Consider the following 21,090-nt stretch of genomic DNA (forward strand, 5'->3'; position numbering starts at 1 on the left):
TTCGCCTAAGAGTCGATGAGGAGGTCAGCGGCAAAGTACTGCGGCGTGCGCCGGATCAAGGGCAATCAGCCCGGCCAGCAAGTTCTCCATCTCGGATTGCAACCGGGCTTTGTCACTCTCGCTGCGAGCTGCCCGGGTTCTGAGCAGTTTTAGCCGTCTGGCCCTGACTTCAAACAGCAATTCAGGCGACCAGTGCACCAGCGTAAGGCTCTCCGCACTACGGTCTAATTCACGCAACAGATGTAGCGCCATGTCGTGCTTAGCCAGCTGTTCGCATACCCTCGCCATCAACAGACGCAGTAGCCAGCGGGCACGCTGGCTGGTGACGCCGGGCCGCTGCTGTAGCCAGCAAAGTGCGGCTTCCGCGCCCTCCGTATCGGCGATGGTCAGCGCCTCACTCTCCAGCGCGAGGAGGTCTCCCTCCTGCCCACTGGCAGATGACTGAGCGACAGGTTCGCGATAAGAAGCATCGTTTTTCACCTGCCGGGCGATCCAGCTCAGCGTCACTTCATCGGCAAAAGGGGTGCCATCGGAAAATGTCAGACACTCCAGGCCCGGCAAACGCAATAACAACGCCGACAAATCCTGCTCAACCACGGTTGCCAGCCGGGAGTCGGTGTTGCCCCGGCTGAGCGCTTCCCAGACGTACCATTGCACATCCAGCCAGACATGATTGACGCTTTGCGCGAAGAGTGAATCGGTCAGGTCCAGCAGCTCCTGCCAGCGTTGTTGCAACCACAGACGTTTCAGATGTGCCAGATGCTCAGGTTTCGGAGGAGCCAGACGCGTCCGGCCGCTGGCATCCAGTGGCGGCAGATGATGAAGTGTGTCCCAGCGTACACTTTTCATCAGATGATGCGCGGCAAGCCATCCCTCGGGCTGTTCACGCAGATAACGTGCCAGAAGCCTGACCTGGTCAAGCAGATCGCGCCCCGACGAAATGGGGGCCAACATTGGCGTAAGGTTTTTGTCAGCCTCTGTCGGTGCGCTGCTGTTTTGCGGCACCAGCGCATCCGCACCGCCGCTGCGCGCCAGTCGGACCTCCAGGGCCTGTATCAGCGGCACCAGCGCCTGACGCTCCTCTTCACGGATCAGGTCATGTACCCGCAACAGCACGGCGCAGATGCGCCGGATGAGCGTCACATCTACTGCCGGCCACAGTGCGAGACTGTTCAGCATTCTGCCGCTGCTGAGCCAGCTCAATGCACCCTGCCTGCTACGAGGCCGCTGCGGATGCAACAATTCACCGTATTGCTGCAATGCGGCGGCCAGCAGTTCCAGACCTTCGGCCAGACCCTGTTCTCCCTGCTGATGAAGCCGCGCCCACAGGTAAAATGTGATCACACGAATATCTTTGCTGACTGAGATCAGCAACGGCTCGGCCAGCGCAATGATGAGCGCCGTATCCACACCGGAGAGTTTGTTGACCTCGGCAAGCATTTGCTGGAAATGGTCGTCATACGTCGGATCTTGCCCGGTGGGGGCCAAATCGGTGATCGGCGCGATCCAGCCCGCCCAGGCGTGGATACGCGGCTCTGCTTCTGCCCGTAAGGCAACGTCTTCTGCGCCACAGGCGCTGATTAACACCGCAATCCCTGTCATGATACTGCTCCGTCCTTGAGTTATTCATCTCGCGCCAGCACCTGTGCGGCCAAGCCGGCATCGACGCTAAAGATCGCATCCGGTAAGGTGAAGCCGCGCAGGCGGAGTAACGCCAAAGGGCCATCGCGCATTTGCGTGCGTAATACCCATTGCAGGTGGCGTTTATCGGCCGTGGCAAAGCTCAGCATCCACTGGCTGTGATCCAGTTGCTGACGCTTCCCCTGCTCCAGCCAGCGAATAAAACCCCAGGTGCCCGCATAATCGCCATACACACGGCCTCCGCTGCCCACCGTGGTCCAACTCAGCAGCGTGCCAGGCTTTAAACTCTCACCCGGCCAGCGGAAAGCCTGCCATTCGGCCATCTGATTGAAGTAACGGAGCTTTTGCCCATCGATCGTCAAATGTGTTTCCATCACCGCAGAGACCGGACGTCCCTGTAATTCGAAGCTGATACCCTGAGTGCCGTCGGTAAACAGAATGTCCGCCAGTTCGCGTAACTGATTGATTGCTTGCAGGAAGGCCGGATTAAATGTCAGACCCTGACTGTGTACAGGGTCTGGCACCCAGTGGCTGCCCTCTTTTTGCAACACCCCCGCGAGACGCTGGGTGAGGAAACTATCGAGACGACCGGCATCCTTACGGATGAACTCCGCCAGCATTGGCAATGAAGCGTCGCTGGTGCTGGCAGCAAACGGATAGCGACCATCAAACGCGCTACGCCAGTTTTCCACCACCGCACGTCGCCACTGCGTATTCAGGCTGACCGCCGAGGGTTGCAGGACCGTCTCCCACGCCTGCGCCAATGGCTGGACAAACAGCGTCTGGCCAAAACCACTCCACTCTTCCCCCAGGCTGGCCGCCATCAGGCTGCCATATTGTTGGGTGTCAGTCAGGTCGACACTTTTGCCCTGAAATACCGTCTGAGCCAGTGCCTGGAGCATCTCCTGGGGATCGGGTGCCGCCGCCACCTGCTGTAATCTGAGCCGAACCCGGGTGATGCGCGTCAGGTAAGTTTGCAGGCTGAGAGAACCGTCCGCGGCCATCAGTTGCGATCCATTGTCCCGCCCCAGCAACGCCAGCAGCGGACCGAAGGTGCTATCCAGCGGCCCGGTGGGCGCAGAGGGTTGCTGGTCAATGACCGGTTGCGCTTTACGGCCAATCAACGTTTGCGCCGAATTTAGCAGGCTGGAGGCAACGGCATCGCGCCGCTGTCCGGTCTGTCCTTGCCACGCGAGGGTATTCATCAACGCAATCAACGGCGACTGGCGCACGTCACTCATTAAGGTAAGTTGGTCGGTTACATCGGCGATGTTATGCGTCGGGTTCAACCGCAATCCATTGAGGAAGTTCAGCCAGCTGGCGGCGAAATCGGTGAAATAGCGCTGTGTCAGCCGTTCCTGTAGCGCCTCGGGTGAGACATCCCGCGCCAGCGCGCTCCGGCTGTCGCTCAGCACCCAATCGATCTCCTCACGACGCTCCCGCGCCGCTTTCTCAATCGCCTGCTGTACGCCCCCCTCCCATGCCTGACGGGTAAACATGCCGGGAACGACCTTATCGCTGGTGAACAATCGGTGCGGATCGGTGCCTGCCGTCATATCTTCCAAATCGACATCCGCATAGTTACGCCCCATCGCCTGTAACAGGTTGCTATACAGCGTACTCTCCGCATTGCGGCGGCCCATTTGCTGAAGTAAAACCTGCCGCACCTGGGCAAGCAGCGTCGGATCAGGCGGCATCGCCCATTGGGGGTGAGAGGATAACGAGGCGGCATAGAAGGCCCATAAATCCGGTGCCAGACTTTGCCACAGAGGGGTGGAGATCCCGTCGCGTTGCGGTTCCACCGCTTTCATCGTCCGGACAAAGAAATCCGCCACGGCCCGTTCCGGGCGCGACATCATCAGCCAGGCCTGCAGTTGGTTATAACCTGAGGATGCCAGCGACGCACGCAGCGGACTGTCCGGAGGTGATTCTGCCAGCCGCGTGAGCTTCGCCTCAAGTGCCACACGAGCGGCATCGTGAATCACACGATGACTCGTCACGCCATACCGGGGGAGCAACGCGGTATAAAGTTCACGGGTATGACTGAGCCCGAAGCGTTGATACCAAGGGACACCCTGCGCCAGCCAGTGCTGCTGACGACCAAGATCATTACGTAGCCGATGTAAGGCAATCAGTTGCGCATCATTGATTTCCGGGTTCTTTTCCAACGCCCGGACCTGTTGCGCAGCAGCCATCACCTGCGAGCGGTTAACCGTAAACGACACCAGCATGCCAGTCCCCCACAGCAACATCAGCCCCAGCAGTGACCAAGCCAGCGTCTGCTGCCAGGGCAACCCGATACGTCGGCCTTTCACCTTGTCGCGGCTTATCTGCTGCCAGAGAGAGGGTTGCGGCAGCGCATGCGGATCAACCTCGCCGGACGTGCCGTGGGGCAAACTAAATATCAAACCGCGTAATGCTACGGCAGACGGCGACATGAGCCAGGGGGTCAGATATCGCTGCCAAAGCAGGCTGCCGCCCTCTGCCAGTTGCTGAGCCAGACGCAGCAACCCGTCATGGCTGAGGTTATCTGCCAGCTGCGCCATGCCACGATCGCGTAATGCAGGCTGCAATTTATCCAGCTGCTGCTGAATATCTTCAGGCGCTGCGCCAGCGGCAAAGGTCACACCCACGGCGCAGGGATCATGCCCTCCCTGCGGCCAGCTGCTGCGAAGTAACTGCCATAGCCAGACCGGTGCCTGCCAGTGCAGGAGAGCGTTGATGCCCTCAAGCACACGCAGCGAAGCCTCACTGTGGTGCACCGTTAAGCTTTCATCCTGTCCCAACACCTGCACGATGCCATCCAACGGTCGGCCAGACCGTAGCGTTCGTAAAGCAGCCAGTTTTTCCCGATCGGCCCCGGTACGCAGATTGCCGCCATAAATCAGCACGGTTCGCTGGCCTTCCAGCCATTGTTGTACCCGCAGGCCGGGAACCAGGGCATCTATGGCTGCATCCTCCCCGGTGACCAGTAACAGACGGACTTTACTGCGCCAGAAGCGGGTGTAACGGGCGCGTAAATGGTGAAGCAACGCCGCTATCATCGGGTGCTGCCTCTCTTCTGTCGGGCTTTGTTCGGTTTTGGTCATGGACCTGATGACACCACGAATATCACCACTGACGACAGTGACACCAAGCGTAAACAGGCACAGCAACCCCAGCCAGACCGCGATGCAACCTATGACCAGGTGAAACAGTGCTTTCCACTCCGTAGTGCGTTCAAGCGGATAGAACCACATCAGCGCTCCGCCCAGAAACACCGGTAACGCGGTGGCCACAAGGATAAATATGACGGTTATCTTTACGGAGAAAAAAGTCAGTTTTTCTTGCTTATTCATAGGGTTTCACAATTCCTGTTGTGACGCCTCCAGAGGGATCGCGGGCAATCCGCTTCAAACCGTGGGTTGATGCTTTAGCTCACCTGCCACATCGTTGCTGTGCTCCTGCAACGACAGCACGATGCCCTGCTCCTCATCCCAGCCCAATGTCAGGCTTGCGGGTTTGCCTCCGGCGGCGATCAGCGTCAACAGTTGTTGGCTCAGCACCGGGAGAATCTGTTGGTTCAGCAGGCTATCGATGTTGCGGGCACCGGTATCCGGCAGCAGACAGGCATGGGTGAGCGCCTCATACAGGCTCTCTTCAAGGTGGGTACGGATGCCATAATGACGAACCAGCCGTTGGCTAACCTGTTCCAGCTTCATGGCAACGATGGTGCGCATCGCTGCCGGAGCCAGCGGCCGGTATATCACCGTCTGGAAACGTGCCAACAGCGCGGGCTGGAAATGGTCACGCAGCAACGGACGTAGTCGTTCCTGTAAATCAGCATCACTGGCGTCAGGTTGTTGCGCCAACTGCTGCATCAGTTGGTCGCTGCCGAGATTGGAGGTCATCAGAATAACGGTGTGACGAAAATCGATCTCACGCCCTTCACCATCACGCATAAAACCGCGATCAAACACCTGATAAAACAGATTCAACACATCGCGGTGCGCCTTTTCCACTTCATCCAACAGCACCACGCTGTAGGGGCGTTTACGCACGGCTTCCGTCAGGATGCCGCCCTGACCATAGCCGACGTAGCCGGGCGGTGAACCTTTGAGCTGACTGACGGTATGCGCCTCCTGATATTCGCTGAGGTTAAGGGTAATCAGCGACCGTGGCCCGCCGTAGAGGGTATCTGCCAGCGCCAGCGCAGTTTCGGTTTTTCCTGTGCCGCTGCTGCCCACCAGCAGGAATACCCCCTGTGGTCCATTTTCCGCAGCGAGACCGGTTTTCGTCGCGCGCAGCCGCTGCGCAATCGCATGCAGCGCGTGATCCTGCCCGACAATCCGTTGGGCCAGGACGGCGTCCAGCCTCAGTAGTTCGTTCTGCTCATCTTTCATCAATAAGGCGTGCGGGATGCCGGTCCAGTCGGCAACTACCTGTGCCACCGTGCGTGCGTCCACATCCAGCGCCAGCAGCGGCGTCGTCTGCTGAATCTTCACCAGCCGATCGTGTAAGGCAGCAATCTCCTGCTCCCGTGAAGGGTCGCGGCGGCAGGCCAGCAACTGCTCCGTCAGCGCTTTTTCCTGCTGATAACGCGCTTCTATTGCCGCAAGCTCATCATGCCGCTGTCGGATAAACTGCCGGGTTTCGGCCAAACGGTTATTGCCGTCATAATGGCCGACCGCACAATCCTCCAGCAGCGCCTGTTGCTCCATTTCCAGAGCAGCGATCTGTGCCCTGAGTCGGGTGAGTGATTCCGGTACGGTGTCCAGACTCATTCGGACCTGCGCACTGGCGGTGTCCAGCAGATCAACGGCTTTATCCGGTAACTGACGCCCCACCAAATAACGCCGCGAGAGGGTGACCGCTGCCCGCACCGCTTCGTCGGAAATGTAGACACCGTGGTGTTGTGCATAGCGAGACTTCAGACCTCGTAACATCTGGCAGGCGGTTTCATCGTCAGGTTCATCGATCTGCACACGCTGAAAACGCCGCTCCAGCGCAGCATCGCGCTCGAAATATTGTTTGTATTCACTCCAGGTGGTGGCCGCGATGGTGCGTAGTTCACCTCGCGCCAGTGCCGGTTTCAGAAGATTGGCCGCATCGGCACTGCCCGCCGGATTACCTGCACCGATCAGGGTATGGGCTTCGTCAATAAACAGCAGCACCGGATGGGGTGAGCGCTGTACGGCGGTGATAATATTTTTCAGTCGCTGCTCAAACTCGCCTTTGACCCCGGCTCCCGCCTGGAGCAGCCCCGGCTCAAGCGTGCGAATGCTCACCAACTTCAGGCTGTCTGGCACATTCCCCTGAACGATACGCAGCGCCAAGCCTTCCACCAGCGCAGTTTTCCCCACGCCGGGTTCCCCCACCAGGATTGGGTTGTTTTTACGCCGACGAGCCAGGATATCCACCATCTGACGAATTTCATTGTCACGGCCAAAAACCGGGTCGATTTGACCTGCACGCGCGCGGGCCGTGAGATCAAGGGTAAAGCGTTCCAGCACCGCCGGATGGCCATCGCTATTTGCCGCAGAGGGTGGCGATACAGCAGCCGCACTGAACATCTCAAGTGGCCTGACTCGTTCTTCAGACTGTTCCTCAAGCAGCGGACACAAGCGTTCAAGTTGCGTTTTACCCAGCGTCAGTAACGGCCAGAGTTCATCACACTCCAGCAGCGTCGGGGTATCCGCCAGCGCCATCAGCAAATGGAGTGTCCGAATTTGTGTGCTTTCATTTTCCAGTGACGCGCACAGCCAGCCTTGTTTTAGCAAGTGTTGCAAGCGTGCGGAAAGCGCGGGATTGCTGCGCACGGTGCGTGGCTGTGTGTCCAGATAGCGCAATAACGATTGCCAGATAGCCTCCATATCCCACGCATAACGACGGGCAATCACCGTCAGATCGCCTTCGCCGGTTTCCAGCAACTTCAGCAGCCAATGTTCGGGGGTGATTTCCGCGTGAGCGCGGCTCTGACATAAAGAAGCTGCGCCTTCGAGCGCTCGGGCGCAGAAAGGGTTGAGATGTCGCAGCAGAACGGCGGACTGATGTTCCATATTTTGCTCTCCATTGCAGGCACGCTACCGCCCCTGGCCGTAACCCATGCCCATCAGGTGTAAACTTCCGATGTTTATTGCAAGCCCGCGCAGGCAGGAAACAGCGGGCGGAACTACCGCCCGCAGGGTTTAGCCAGCGACAGCAACCGTTCGCGTGTTCCACTCATCAGAATGAACAAGGTTGCCCTCTTTGAAGGTCCAGGTGATTTTTTCGTAGCGCAGCTCAATCTCTTCCAGATGATTGTGCTGCTCTTTGGCGGGATCTTTGATGTCATGCATCAGGGGGCTAACCTTCACCACCTTGACGTTTTCCAGCCGGGTATTGAAGTACTCCACCTCATTACCTCCGCTATCAATGAGATACCACTTAAGCTCGGCGCTCTTCAGCGTCTGGCCGGTGGTGACCGCTTTGTAGAGATACGGACTGGAGGAGTCGATCGCTTTGGTAAACTGCAAAGGGGCATGGACGCGGGTGCCCGTCACCTTGCCGGTATTCCCATCGGTAGGAATGTGGACCTGATGTTTCATGGCCACGACCTCTACGCTTCCCTCCCGATGCTCGGCCTCAACCGAACCTTTAATATCCATGCCGCCGTCGTCTTTCAGCCACAGATAAACTGGAATCGCCATAATTTTTACTCCGTTAAGTGTTGATTACTGTCACCATCCCGTGATGACAGCAGGGTGTCATCCGGCTCCAGACAGGCATCAGCCTGTGGCACCAGACGAATGTCGACACGCCGGTTGGTTGCGCGCCCCTCCGGGGTATCGTTGGTGACAAGCGGGCGGCTCACACCGTACCCCTGCACCGCAAAACAGCTTTCAGCAATAGCCCCGGTGTCGCGCATCCAGTTACGCACGGCTTCCGCACGTTGCAGCGAGAGCTGCTGATTAAATGCCGGGTCACCGGTGTTGTCGGTATGCCCGCTAATCACAATCAGCCAGCCTGGTTTTGCCCGAATGCCAACCAGGGCCTTGATCAGCATTTTGGTCGAGCCTGGCTTCAGCTCTGCTTTGCCGGAATCGAACAACGCCAGGCTGTCGAGCTGCGCAATCGTTGCTTGTGGTTGGGGAGCCAGCGGGTGTGAAGGAGGAGGCTGCCAGCTGCGGATGGCATCCAGCACCGGCAGGTGCAAACGTTCGCCACGATACAACCCCATCCCCAGAGAGAAGGGTTCGCCCTGGCGCGCCCACTGGTTTAGCTGTGCGGCATCCTCGCGCAGTAGCGCAACGGCGGCAGCTTTCGGGCCTGCATCGACCATGGCAATACGGTGATAGTGCGCAAGGTCAAACGCGATGCGATGGATGAGCACCTGGTTATTCCATGCGCTGTAACTCAGTGCGATAAAGACCAGGACGAGAAACGAGGTCAGCACTGGCAGCACTGCCCGACGAACCGGGCTAACGGTCCGCCCGCGCGGCAACAAGGGTAAAATGAAATCGGGTTGGACACTCTCTCCATGGTTTGCCGACCAGCCAGTGACCGACCGCAGAGTGGTGCAGCCGGATAGCCCTTGTTGCCACAGCGAATCGGTCTGCTGCTGCGTCAACGTGGCCTGCAACGCACAGAGCATGGCATGAGGGGCAACCGGTGCAACATCCGGGTGATCTGCGGTAAAAAAGCCCAACACACGCTGACTGAAGCCACAATCCAGTGCGTTGAACAGGATCTGCTGTTGGAGCACGCGGCTATCCGCCTGCGCTAACCACTGCTCAATAGATTGTGGTGCCTGACCCTCATACCATATCTGTGTCCCGGCCCCCACCACGCTGACTTGCCACAGCGGTTGTGTCGTCAGTGTGATGTTGCCCGCCACCCGCATGGTTAACAGCAACGGTAGCGCCAGCTGCACCTCACGACGCAGCATGGCAATCTGCCAGCGCAATTCATGTAGTTGGTTTTCCACTGCCGCCAGCTGCGTATGTTGCTGTGGATTCACACTGACACAGATGGCGATCTGGCCTCCCCAGCCAGGACGCGATAGCAGCAATTGGCGTAATACATGTTGTAGCTCGCGACTGGCTTTGATGTGTATCCAGCATCCCTGTGGCACCAGCCGGACGGCTTCCTGCTCCGGCCAGCCCTGCGCATCATCGCCGCAGTACAACACCACCGGCAGACGATAACTCTCTTCGGGCAGCGCCCTGACGAATGATAAGGCGGAATGTGGGCGATGTTTCGCGGCCCATCCTCTCTTAATGCGCTGCGGCACGCTGCTCATCCCGTCACCTCTGGTAGCAGTACCACTATCAGTTGATCCAACCAACGATCCAGCCCCCACCACACTGCCAACAACAGTAATGCTGACAACCCCAGACGCACCGGCCAGTGACTTACGATGCGCCGCTGCAAACTGCCCTCCGTTCCGGTTAGCAGGAATTGTTCGGTGGTATGTTTGTACGGCGGCACACGTGCATTAAGCGCGCTGACCAGCTCCTGGCGTTCCGCTGCCTGCAGCGATGGATAGCCACCAAGGAACCCCAGCAACATCACCCGATGAAAGCACATCAACACCAAGGCATCCGCAGTTGGCTGGCGAAGTACCTGCCACATTCGGTCGCACAGGGTTTCACCGGCATCGATGGAATGCAGAAAATGCCCCTGAAGCGGCAGGTGATACCACTGCATACAGGCGTCATCCTGCACCCCTCGCCCCTTCACGGCTTCATCAAGCAATGCACAGTGTGCGAGCAGGATGTCCTGACGGCTTTCATCTCCGGTGCCCGCATCGCGCAGTACCTGCTGTACCTGCTTAATATCGGCCACGCAACGCTGCCATAACGCTTTACCCTCTCCCTCTTTAAACTGCGGCTGATGCCGTAGGCTAATGACCTGAAGCCAGCTGTTCTGCATCAATGCATCGATATCCACAAAACCTCCCTGTTGGTTGTTACTCATGTTCTTAGCACCGCGAAGAGTTCAAGTTGCGGATCGCCCAACGTGCCGGGGACATAAAACATGCAGCAGCCACTTTCCAGCATCGTGCGTGCCGCCGGGTGAGACAGATCGAGGGAGAAATATTGATTTTCCAGCCGTAATGGAATGGCGGCGGGAACGCGGCTCAATGGCTGGAGTGGAATCCCCAACTGTGAGGTATTCACCAGGCTCATCACATCATCCGGGCTACCCACTTTGCACTGACGTGGCACCTGTTCCTGCAGTTGCGCTACCGGTAATGGTGAGCGTACCGAAAGATAAAAATCAGCCTCTTCACGCAAACGTGGATCATTGAGGCGAGCCAGCCACTGACGCAACCTTTGGTCATGACTCATCTCAATTGCCACGACACGCGAGGGCAGGCTGGCTTCCAGTAGCCGGGAGAGCAAACGAAACAATGGCGGGAATACGTTGTTGAGATCATCATGTCGATAGATCGGTATGGCGTTGATTTGATGCTCAAGGGAAAAGGTCAACAAACTCCCGGCCAGTCTTGCCAGCTCCGGGTATAACCGCTCAGGCGCGCTTTGTGGATGGCGCAGGCAATTCGCCAACACCGGTTCAGCGCTGTTTAACGCATTCAACAACCAGAACAGTGATACATCTGCAACGGCAAAATCGGCCATGCGCTGGTTGCTTTCACGACGCATCGCCATCAACCGCGTCAGCCGGGAGCGCAATTGCGTCAGCAGTTGTTCCAGCGCGGTGAGTAACCAGTTGCTTCCGCTCAACACCAGTATCGGGGGCAGAAACTGCTGGTCCAACGTCCAGACCCCCTGAGTATCCCGTTGCAGACGCGCGACCGGACAGGTTAACCACTCGCTGTTGTCCTGATGGGCATAGCGCAGCGTCAATTCGGGATGCAGCACGGCAATCTGCCGTGAGTCATCGCCAAACAGGTTACGGATATCGCGCCAACGCTGACGAAAACGCACCGGACGTTCCGCCACCTGGTCAGGTTGCAGGCAGTTACCACCATTGGCATACATCTGTGGCAACGCCAGAACCACCTCGACTTCCCGGTGCTCAGCGCTCAATGTCAGTGTGGGTGGGAGTGCATCGGCATTCTGGGTATCAATCAGCGTCCCGTCACTGAAGCGAACATGCAGATGACGAGGCTGAAGCCGATCATGCCTCAGTGGCTCGGGGTCAAACTCGGCCTGTAGCACCCCCCAGGGATGATTAAGCCCCATCTTTGCCAGACACTCACTGCGCCACTCCGCCCATGCCGCTTGCTGCTGAAAATGCTGGGGCGAGATCATCACCCCCCGCCCCCAGAGCGGTTGTTCCGTTTTCATCCCTGAATACCACCCTTACGATTTCGCTTTTGGCATCTGTGAAACCAGCGACAGGTTGACATCCATACCTTCCACCTGGAAATGCGGCACAGCGAACAACTTCACGCGGAAAAACCCGGGGTTATCCTCAATGTCCTCCACCACCACCCTGGCATCCCGCAGTGGATGTGAGGCCTGAAGATCGTCGCCGGGATCGGTCATCTCGGTGACCAGGCTGCGTACCCAGGCGTTCAACTCCATCTCCAGCAAACGCCGATCCTTGGTGGTGCCGATATTTTCGCGCTGAATCATCTTCAGGTAGTGCGCAATACGCGATAGCAAAAATATATAAGGCAGACGAGCGTTGATACGGCTGTTAGCCGTGGCATCAGCAGTGTCAAACTGAAGGGGCTTTTGCGTCGAATTCGCCGAGAAAAAGCAGGCATAATCGCGATTTTTGTAGTAACTCAGCGGGATAAAGCCAAGACTGGCAAACTCGAATTCGCGGGTTTCCGGGATCATCACTTCAGAAGGAATTTTTACCTGATTGCCGGTGCCAAGATCATAGAGATGGATTGGCAGATCCTGCACCGCACCGCCAGCTTGGGGACCACGGATTTGTACGCACCAGCCGTTGTGGATAAAACTGCGTACCATATTGGTGGCAAAGGCAAAAGAGGCACTGATCCACAGGTACTTGTCGTGATCCGGGCCTTTCACCTCCTCCATGTAGTTGAAGCTCCGCACCGGCAGGGTATCCGGGCCATACGGCAGGCGTCCCAGCACACGGGGCATGGTCAGGCCGATGTAACGCGCATCATCGCTTTCGCGGAAGGCTTGCCACTTGATGTACTCGGCCCGGTCGAAGTAGTTGCCAATATCCTTGATGGCAGCCACCTCTTCCATGTTCTCTTTCAGGAAGAAGGCCGGGCCGACAGACCCGATAAACGGCATGTGCGCCGATGAAGCGACCTTCGCAATATTACGCAACAAGGCCACATCCTGTGCCGAAGCATCAAACTCCCAGGCAGAGATGATGGCAGCAATGGGTTCGCCGCCCGGGGTGTCATACTCGCTGACATAAGTCTGGAGATAGAGGCCGCTCTGAATAATCTCCGGAGAATCTTCAAAATCCTGACGTAAGGCTTCTTTGGAGAGATCCAGCAAGGCAATTTTGACGTTTTGGCGAAAATCGGCCTTATCAACCAGCGATTTCAGACCACGCCAGGTGGACTCAACTTGCTGAAAAATAGGGTGATGCATCACCAAATCGAGTTGACGGCTAATTTGTTGGTCCAACTGTGCAATATGATGATCCAACAGCGTTTTGTCGAGTTTCTCCACTTTTAAGCCGCTCTGTTTCAGGCACTCCAGTAGCACCTGCATCGCTGCCGTAACGCGTTCATCAGCGCTGGCATCAGACATGGCCTGACTGTCCTGCCAGACCGCCACATCACTCAGATGCGCTACCGGATTGAGGTTAATTTTTTCAAACAGGGAGGCGTAAACACGGGCCGATTCAGGTCTTTCAAGCACAGTCGCCTGACCGCCAGTAGCAGTTTCATTCTTTGCAGACATGACTTTTCTCTCGTATTAATCCATTAAATCGCTGGTGTTCAGGCTTTTTCCGGCACCAGGGAGGTCAGTTCAGTGCGCAAGGCATCGCTCAGCGCGGGATCTTTCAGGATGGCTTCGAACTCTTTGCGGAAGGTCACGTTATCAAGCAGATTGGATTTAAGGTCGCGCAATAAATTGCGCATGGCGAGCATCGCTTTCAGTTGCGGTATTTGGCGGGCAACCTGTTCCGGTTCAAAATCCTTGATCTCCCGGAAGGTCAGATTTAACCACTGTTCACTGCCGTCAGCAGCCAGGGTGTCCGGGACATTCAAATTGATAGCAGGCGAATATTCCGCCAGCACTTGGTTGAAATTGTGTTTGTTAACCTCGGTTTTTTCTCGCTCCGAGAGCAGGCGAGTCTCCTTACCGTGACTAAAATCCCCCGTAACCAATAACTTGAGCGGCAACTCAACCTTCTTCAGACTTCCTCCCGTATGCAGGTCGAGCTTAATATTGACACGGGCTTTCGGAATCTCATTTTGATAAGAATTGCTCATATTTACTCCTTGTAAAAATGGCATAAAGATCGGCAGGGCAATGCTTTCCATGTGTAAAACTTGAGCAATATAGATGAGATTTCTGCAGAAATGCAATGCCTGAAATGGCATATTTCGGCATGTATCGCAGAAAAAATGAATATAAATCGATGGTCTCGTGCAAATTAATACCAGGAATTTTCATAATTTCTTATGAAAAAGAACAAAAGAATCATATTAATAGTTCAATTCTCAGCTTGAAGAAATCATCAACAATTTTAATCCTTAGCGCGTGATATCGTTCAATCATGCTCATGCCGAAGGAGTGCGATGAAGCGCGAAAATCTGATTGCGAATTTTTTGATCAACCCGACATTTATATTAACTATACTTTGGTATAGTCTTATCACTATTTCCCTGGTGTTGGCCTGAGTTAATTAGGCATCCCCTCTTCCGAGGGGATTTTTTTTGTGCTGTCTACATAAGGGGAAGGCTATTCGTTGGATTTGACGTCGATAATGCTGAGCTTTTTATCCTGATGGAGAAAAGCACCATGCAGTCAAACAGCAACATCATGCACCGTGAGCAGTATCGTTACTGCACCCTTGGAACACGCGTGCTAAAATCCTCATCACAGAAAAGTGCCTATTCAGTGCGACAGCATCTCATACGTTATTTGCCAGGCATTGAAATACGTATGCGTTATTCGGGAACCCGGCAGAAAGAAAGATTAACGGTGATAACTACCGATAATGTGCGAATACACTACTGGTTATCAGATATACCTGAAGGGGTGGAGAATCAACACCAACGCTACAGCCTGCAAAATCGGAATCAGAGTTGTACACTGGAAATTGATGGGGAAGCGGAAATCATCAGCCGCGAAGAATATTATCCCTACGGTGGCACGGCCATCTGGTTAACACGCAGCCAAATAGAAGCATGTTATAAGACCCTTCATTATTCAGGAAAAGAGCGGGACAGGACCGGCCTGGTTTATTATGGTTACCGCTATTATGCACCCTGGCTTTTACGCTGGTTGACTCCTGATCCGGCGGGGGAAATCGATGGGATGAATCTTTTCTCCCTCGCCAGAAATAACCCCATAACCTTTAATGACATTGATGGTAGAATGCGTGAAGAGGGTAATAAATTATATCTCAATGATGATGAGGGTTTTGCTGTATGGATGGCACAAGAAGGCATCGACAAACATCGAAAAAATAATAAATTAACGGCCAAAGAGTATGTAGCGGCTAATGAAGACTACAGAACACTGGACAAAAAAAACTTACTGGACAAAAACGTCATCATCGAACCACCTACGATTAATTATACCTGTCGTATCCCTGGTTGCAGTGAGAGTTTCCATCGTAAAAACATGTATGCGACACACCTGAGCGATGTCCATAAAATTCTGTTCTATAAATGCGATTGGCCAGGATGTGATAAAGAATATAAACATCAAGAGAGTCTTTATGCACATCGCTTGCAACATACGTCTGTCCGTTTTCGCTGTGGACATCGGGATTGCAATGCCAGTTTTAACAGTCGCACCTTACTCTCCCAGCATCTGTCGCAACATAATATGTCATATGAAGTACACTGCCCCAGATCGACCTGTGCCTCTCGTTTTAAGACGAAAGGAGATTTGAATCGACATATAAAAAACGCCCATGCCAGAGAAGCTTCTTTCCGTTGTCATGCGTCCGGGTGCGGGAAGTATTTTAAATCAAAAGATATCCTTAATATTCACATTACATATTGCCATACTAAACTTAATTTTCAATGTCCCATGTGTGGACTCTATCTGCCTTCAGAATACGCTCTGGATAATCACATCAATACACATACCAAAGAATTTACCTACCTGTGTAAATATCCAGATTGCGGGAGATATCTTGCATCAATCAACAGTCGGGGCAATCACGAAAGGAAAGTCCACGGCGGGATATATTGTGACGCCCGTATAAACAGAATCACATAATCACACATCCCCTCATCCGAGGGGATTTTTTCACGGCTAAACACGCTTCTGCTCATCTGATTTCCCCCCTTAACACCCCGTGCTATCTTAGCCATTCGCTTTATCGCAACCGGACAAAAAACAATGGCAAAACAGCGCGTGGGGATCATTTTTGGCGGCAAGTCAGCCGAACATGAGGTGTCATTACAATCAGCCAAAAACATTCTTGAGGCCATCGATACCAGCAAATTCGATGTCGTGCTGCTGGGGATTGATAAGCAGGGCGAGTGGCATCTGAATGATGCCTCCGGCTTTCTGCTCAACGCGGAAAACCCCTCGCTGATCGCGCTCAATCGCTCCGGCGAGAATGTGGCACTGGTGCCTGGTCAGGCATCACAACAGCTGATTACACGCCAGAATGCGCATCCGCTGTCACAGGTCGATGTCATTTTCCCGATCGTGCACGGCACCCTGGGCGAAGACGGTTCTCTACAAGGGCTGCTGCGTATGGCTAATCTGCCGTTTGTTGGCTCAGGGGTGCTGGGTTCCGCCGTCAGCATGGATAAAGATTTCACCAAACGTCTGCTGCGCGATGCCGGACTCAAGGTTGCGCCGTGGATTAGCGTCACGCAGGCGCAGCGCGCCCGGCTTGATGCACAAGCGGTGGTGGCGCAATTGGGCCTGCCGCTGTTTATCAAACCGGCGAACCAGGGGTCTTCAGTCGGCGTCAGCAAAGTCAGCTGCATCGAAGAATTCGCTGCTGCGCTTGATCTCGCCTTTACCTTCGACCGCAAAGTTCTGATTGAACAAGGCATTAAAGGACGTGAAATCGAGTGTGCCGTGCTGGGCAATGATGAACCGGTCGCCAGCCCCTGCGGGGAAGTGGTGGTACACGATGCGTTTTATTCGTATGACACCAAGTATATCAACGAGAGTGGCGCTCAGGTGGTGGTGCCCGCCGCGATCAGCACCGCAGATAGCGAAGCGATTCGGGCGGTGGCACTACAGGCATTTCAGGCGCTGGAGTGTAGCGGAATGGCACGTGTCGATGTATTCCTGACGGAAGATGGAGAAATCATCGTCAATGAAGTCAATACGTTGCCCGGCTTTACCAACATCAGCATGTATCCGAAGCTTTGGCAGGCAGCGGGGCTGAGCTACAGTGCGCTGATTACCCGCCTGATTGAACTGGCGCAGGAGCGCCATCAGCAAAGCAGTGCGCTGAAAAGCAGCGTCTAACCCCTCAGGCCACGTCGTTAACCAGCGGACGTGGCTCTACCGCAGGTGAGGTTTGATTGCGGCCATTACGTTTTGACAGGTAGAGGTTTTTGTCGGCCGCCGAAATCAGGCGGTTAACCACCCCCTGCCATTCACGCTCGTTCACGGCATTGCCCAACGCCAGCCCCAGGCTGGCGGTGACGGTGACAGTATTCCCCTGCAACCAGAATTTCTCTCTGACCATTGATTGGCGAATAACTTCAGCAAGCTGATACAGTTGGCTGTGATTGTAGTCAAACACCACCACCACAAACTCTTCGCCACCGAAGCGACAAACCAAGCCTCGATTGTTCACCACATCCTGAATGCGACGCGCAATCTCCTCCAGCACGCCATCACCGGCATCGTGACCAAAGTTATCATTAATGGTTTTGAAATAGTCGACATCCAGCATCACTACTCCGGCCGCACGCTGCGGTGAGAACGGTTCCTGGCGCAGATTTTCATACAGCCCGGAACGTGACAACAGCTGGGTGAGAAAATCAAAATTGGCGCGAAGCGACAGACGCTGATTCAACTGACGGATGGCATCCATACTGACGGCCACCAGCAACGGGCTGATGGTGATCGTGGCAACGCCAAGGCGAACCGAGGTCAGATGGCTGATAGGCAGCAAGGCATCATCACCCTGGATATTCATCACGCCGTGCGAGACCAGAATAATTTCGGTGATGCCGGTAATCAGCAGCACCAGGCTGGTAATCGGAATCGGCAGAACAATGGCACACCAGATCAACGCGGGCACCGGGAAGGTCAGACTCCCTGCCCCACCAATCATCGCGCCAATGGTGAGTGACAACACCACGCCCGTCAGGGGTAACAGTTTTCCGGGATGCAACAACGAGCGCCAGAGCACGGTGCGCAGCGGGCGCGCCAACAGTACCGGCAGCAACATCAATGACGTAGAAAATTGTTCGCTGAACCAATCGCCCCAGGCGGTAATAAAGCGCGCGTTGAAATCCACTTCCTGCGCCCAGGCTCCCCAAGTGGCGCAGGCCAGCGCCGCCAGCAAACAGGCGGGGAAAATACGCATCGCGTTGATCACCTGGCTATTGGCTGAGGGCGGCGACAGATGCTTAATTAACATGCTCACCGCCACCAGAATAAACAGGATATTCGCCACGTTGAGGGTGACGGCAGGCAGCGCCCAGCCAGAAAATACCGTGTCGTTAAACACCATTGCGACAAAGCACACCAGATAGCTGGAGATGCGATGCAGAAAGGGATTACGCACCATCAACCCGGCAATCAGCGCGTTGACCGGCCAGAACAGCGACAATTCCTGCGGCACACGCAAATGGCTGCCAATAAAGCAGAAAAAAAGCGTGATGAGGAACAGCGAGAGAGCATTCTTTTTAAAATTATTCTCTGCAAACAGCTTAACGCGCATACGTCTAAACCCTGTAACCTGGAAAGTCGCTGCCATACGCCGGTGGGCATCAGCAGGCATTAAACCTGAAAAGTGAGTAATCTGATTCGTTAATTAAGCTCGTGTTCATCCTTCAACTCTGCGGCTGAATCCATGGCCGATGCTAAGGATGTTGGAGAAAAGCGGGATAATTATGCCCTGTAAACAAAAAAATCGGATATCCGAGATATCCGATTTTGAAGCCAAAACACAAATTTCAGTGACTAACGGATTGCTATTTTACCGCGACCGGCCATTGGCTGAGACGAATGCCACGTTTATCAGCCGTTTCGCCAAAATCCTGTAGCACCGCTTTGACGTCCGGGTCGAGATACTCGGCATTATCGTGGTCCACAATCACCACGCTATTTTCCGGGATCTCCGCCAGTAGCCCCTGCAATTTAGGGTTGTGCATAAAGGTCAGATTCTGCTGGAAGCGCAACACGTAGTGGTCGTCATAACGGGTGAGCTGCAACGCATTACGATGGCTTTGATAGAGGCTACATAACAGCTGGGTCGCGATACCTATGCCAATTCCCGCCAGCATACCAAACACGATGATGCCGCCGATGGTGGCAAGGAACGGGACATATTGCTGCGCTCCCATGCGCATCTGTTCGATGAACAGGCGCGGAGTCGCCAGCTTGTAACCGGTGTACAGCAATACCGCCGCCAGGCTGGCAAGCGGAATGGCGTTCAGCAGATCGCTAAACCACAAGCCACAAATCAGCAGCAACACACCGTGCAGCAGTATCGACACCTTGCTTTGTGCGCCTACGCTGACGTTGACCGAACTGCGCACAATCACCGCCGTAATCGGCATTGCGCCTAGTAAACCGGCGGTCAGATTCCCCACCCCCTGCGCAAACATCTCTTTATTCGGCGAAGGTGCCGGATGTTGTGGACGCAGCTTTTTCAGCGCTTCCTGGCTCAGCAACGTTTCCAGGCTGGCGACCAGCGCCAGCGTCACCGCCACCACCCACACCGACGGATTACGCCATGCCAGCCAGTCCGGGGTTTCCAGCTCCGCAGCAAGCTGTGCCATGCTGTCAAACTCCGGCAGGGCGATGCGCGGCAGGCCAGCCACACCCAACACCGTCGCCAGACAACCGACCACTACCGCTACCAGTGGCCCGGGTATCCAGCTTAACGCTTTGATCGATTTAACCAGTGGCGTGGTCCACAGCCAGAGAATCGCCAGCCCGCCCCCCGCCACCAGTAGCGCCGAGGTGGAGAAGGTAAACTCGCCATTGATCAGCGAGACCAGCTCCGCATCACCCGCTGCCCCCAGAGCCACCGGAACCTGCTGGATAATCAGCAAAATACCAATGGCGGCCAGCATGCCTTTGATGACGCTACCCGGCACCAGCGCGATAAAACGTCCGGCACGCAGCAAACCAAACAGACACTGCAACACCCCCGCCAGCATCAATGCGGTCAGAAAGGCGGAGAAGCTGCCGAGCGTCTCGATCGACGCCACCACAATGGTGACTAATCCGGCGGCCGGGCCGCTCACGGCAAAACGTGATGGACTTAACGCGGTGACCAGCAAGCCACCGATCACCCCGGTGAGCAGACCGGCAAACGGCGGCAGGCCGCTGGCCTGGGCAATGCCAAGACAGAGTGGCAGCGCCACCAGAAACACCACCAAACCGGCCGGGATGTCCTGGCGCAGAGTATGCAGATTCATGGTATCGATTCCTCTGTAGATTGCTGAATTAACTCTTTCAGATGCCCGGATTGCAGGTCATACACGCAACCAAACACATCCAGCGACTGGCCAGCCTGCCACGCCGAGCGCACGGGTTCGCTGCTTATCAACTGCGAAAACTGGGCCAGGACGTTGGCTTCCACCAGGCGGTTAAGCTTGCTGCTCTCCTCTTCCTGCGCATCCGCAGCACGATACGCCGCCAGTCCCTGTGCCAGACTACGGCGCAGGGCCGCAATACGCCGCGCCAGCGCCGAATCCTCTTTCGCCAGCGGGCTTTGTGGCAGCCCAAGCGCGGCCTGCACCCCGCCACAGCCGTAATGGCCACACAACACAATGCGTTGTACGCCGAGATAGAAAATTGCGTACTGCAACACGCTCATCAGGTTGTCGTCATCCGGCACCACCATATTGGCGATATTGCGATGGACGAACAGCTCGCCGGGATGCGCTCCGGTCAACACTTCCGCGGGTACACGGCTATCGGAGCAGCCAATCCACAGGGAATGCGGTTGCTGCTGATGAAGATATTTTTCGAAATAGTGCGGATTACGCTGGCGGCGCTGTAATGCCCAACTGCGATTTTTCGCTAATAAGGGTTTGAGTGTCGTCACAATTATCTTCTCTTAATGTCCGGGAATATCGCATCCAGGCGAATAACGCCGTGAATAAGACAGGGCTCAGGGGAAAAAGTGGAGCTTCCTCACAGAAAATGGTTATAGACGCTTAAGAGTAGTTATGCA

14 protein-coding genes are annotated in these 21,090 nt (G+C 55.4%); 2 read left to right on the plus strand and 12 right to left on the minus strand.

Annotated elements, in window-relative coordinates; all coding sequences use genetic code 11:
* Positions 1–24: 24 nt before the first annotated feature.
* The 9 genes from tssA to tssB all read right to left on the minus strand — a co-directional run bounded on the left by tssA (position 25) and on the right by tssB (position 14,008).
* Complete coding sequence (tssA, locus tag PAT9B_RS17415; protein ID WP_013510599.1) at positions 25–1,602, minus strand: type VI secretion system protein TssA; 1,578 nt, start codon at positions 1,600–1,602, stop codon at positions 25–27.
* A gap of 20 nt (positions 1,603–1,622) precedes the next feature.
* Complete coding sequence (locus PAT9B_RS17420; RefSeq protein WP_013510600.1) at positions 1,623–4,979, minus strand: ImcF-related family protein; 3,357 nt, start codon at positions 4,977–4,979, stop codon at positions 1,623–1,625.
* 54 nt (positions 4,980–5,033) lie between these two features.
* Positions 5,034–7,679, minus strand: a complete 2,646-nt coding sequence (gene tssH / locus PAT9B_RS17425; RefSeq protein ID WP_013510601.1) for a type VI secretion system ATPase TssH — start codon at positions 7,677–7,679, stop codon at positions 5,034–5,036.
* Positions 7,680–7,808: 129 nt separating this feature from the next.
* Positions 7,809–8,309, minus strand: coding sequence for an Hcp family type VI secretion system effector (locus PAT9B_RS17430; RefSeq protein ID WP_013510602.1), 501 nt, complete (start codon positions 8,307–8,309; stop codon positions 7,809–7,811).
* Between the two features lie 5 nt (positions 8,310–8,314).
* Complete coding sequence (locus PAT9B_RS17435; protein ID WP_013510603.1) at positions 8,315–9,901, minus strand: OmpA family protein; 1,587 nt, start codon at positions 9,899–9,901, stop codon at positions 8,315–8,317.
* Entirely contained in the window at positions 9,898–10,578 is a 681-nt protein-coding gene (gene tssL, locus PAT9B_RS17440) for a type VI secretion system protein TssL, short form (protein WP_013510604.1), read from the minus strand. Before tssL ends, PAT9B_RS17435 begins: the two co-directional genes overlap by 4 nt.
* Complete coding sequence (gene tssK, locus PAT9B_RS17445; protein ID WP_013510605.1) at positions 10,575–11,915, minus strand: type VI secretion system baseplate subunit TssK; 1,341 nt, start codon at positions 11,913–11,915, stop codon at positions 10,575–10,577. Before tssK ends, tssL begins: the two co-directional genes overlap by 4 nt.
* Before the next feature lie 15 nt (positions 11,916–11,930).
* On the minus strand, positions 11,931–13,472 hold the full coding sequence (gene tssC, locus PAT9B_RS17450) for a type VI secretion system contractile sheath large subunit (protein ID WP_013510606.1): 1,542 nt from the start codon (positions 13,470–13,472) through the stop codon (positions 11,931–11,933).
* Positions 13,473–13,510: 38 nt separating this feature from the next.
* Positions 13,511–14,008, minus strand: a complete 498-nt coding sequence (gene tssB / locus PAT9B_RS17455; RefSeq protein ID WP_013510607.1) for a type VI secretion system contractile sheath small subunit — start codon at positions 14,006–14,008, stop codon at positions 13,511–13,513.
* A gap of 532 nt (positions 14,009–14,540) precedes the next feature.
* On the opposite strand from tssB, the gene PAT9B_RS29815 reads away from it, so the two are divergent.
* Positions 14,541–15,974 (plus strand): RHS repeat-associated core domain-containing protein, encoded by a 1,434-nt coding sequence (locus PAT9B_RS29815; protein WP_013510609.1) that lies wholly within the window; start codon positions 14,541–14,543, stop codon positions 15,972–15,974.
* Positions 15,975–16,097: 123 nt separating this feature from the next.
* Positions 16,098–17,192 carry a D-alanine--D-alanine ligase gene (gene ddlA / locus PAT9B_RS17470; RefSeq protein ID WP_013510610.1) on the plus strand — a complete coding sequence of 365 codons (1,095 nt, stop codon included), beginning with the start codon at positions 16,098–16,100 and terminating at the stop codon, positions 17,190–17,192.
* 4 nt (positions 17,193–17,196) lie between these two features.
* On the opposite strand, the gene PAT9B_RS17475 is transcribed toward ddlA, so the two are convergent.
* The 3 genes from PAT9B_RS17475 to PAT9B_RS17485 all read right to left on the minus strand — a co-directional run bounded on the left by PAT9B_RS17475 (position 17,197) and on the right by PAT9B_RS17485 (position 20,967).
* A complete protein-coding gene (locus tag PAT9B_RS17475) occupies positions 17,197–18,621 on the minus strand; it encodes a GGDEF domain-containing protein (RefSeq protein ID WP_013510611.1) in 1,425 nt (474 codons plus the stop codon).
* Between the two features lie 253 nt (positions 18,622–18,874).
* Positions 18,875–20,323, minus strand: a complete 1,449-nt coding sequence (locus PAT9B_RS17480; RefSeq protein ID WP_150105826.1) for a SulP family inorganic anion transporter — start codon at positions 20,321–20,323, stop codon at positions 18,875–18,877.
* A gap of 2 nt (positions 20,324–20,325) precedes the next feature.
* Entirely contained in the window at positions 20,326–20,967 is a 642-nt protein-coding gene (locus tag PAT9B_RS17485; RefSeq protein WP_041525859.1) for a carbonic anhydrase, read from the minus strand.
* Positions 20,968–21,090: the final 123 nt, after the last annotated feature.

Source organism: Pantoea sp. At-9b (assembly GCF_000175935.2).
Classification (GTDB): Bacteria; Pseudomonadota; Gammaproteobacteria; order Enterobacterales; family Enterobacteriaceae; genus Pantoea.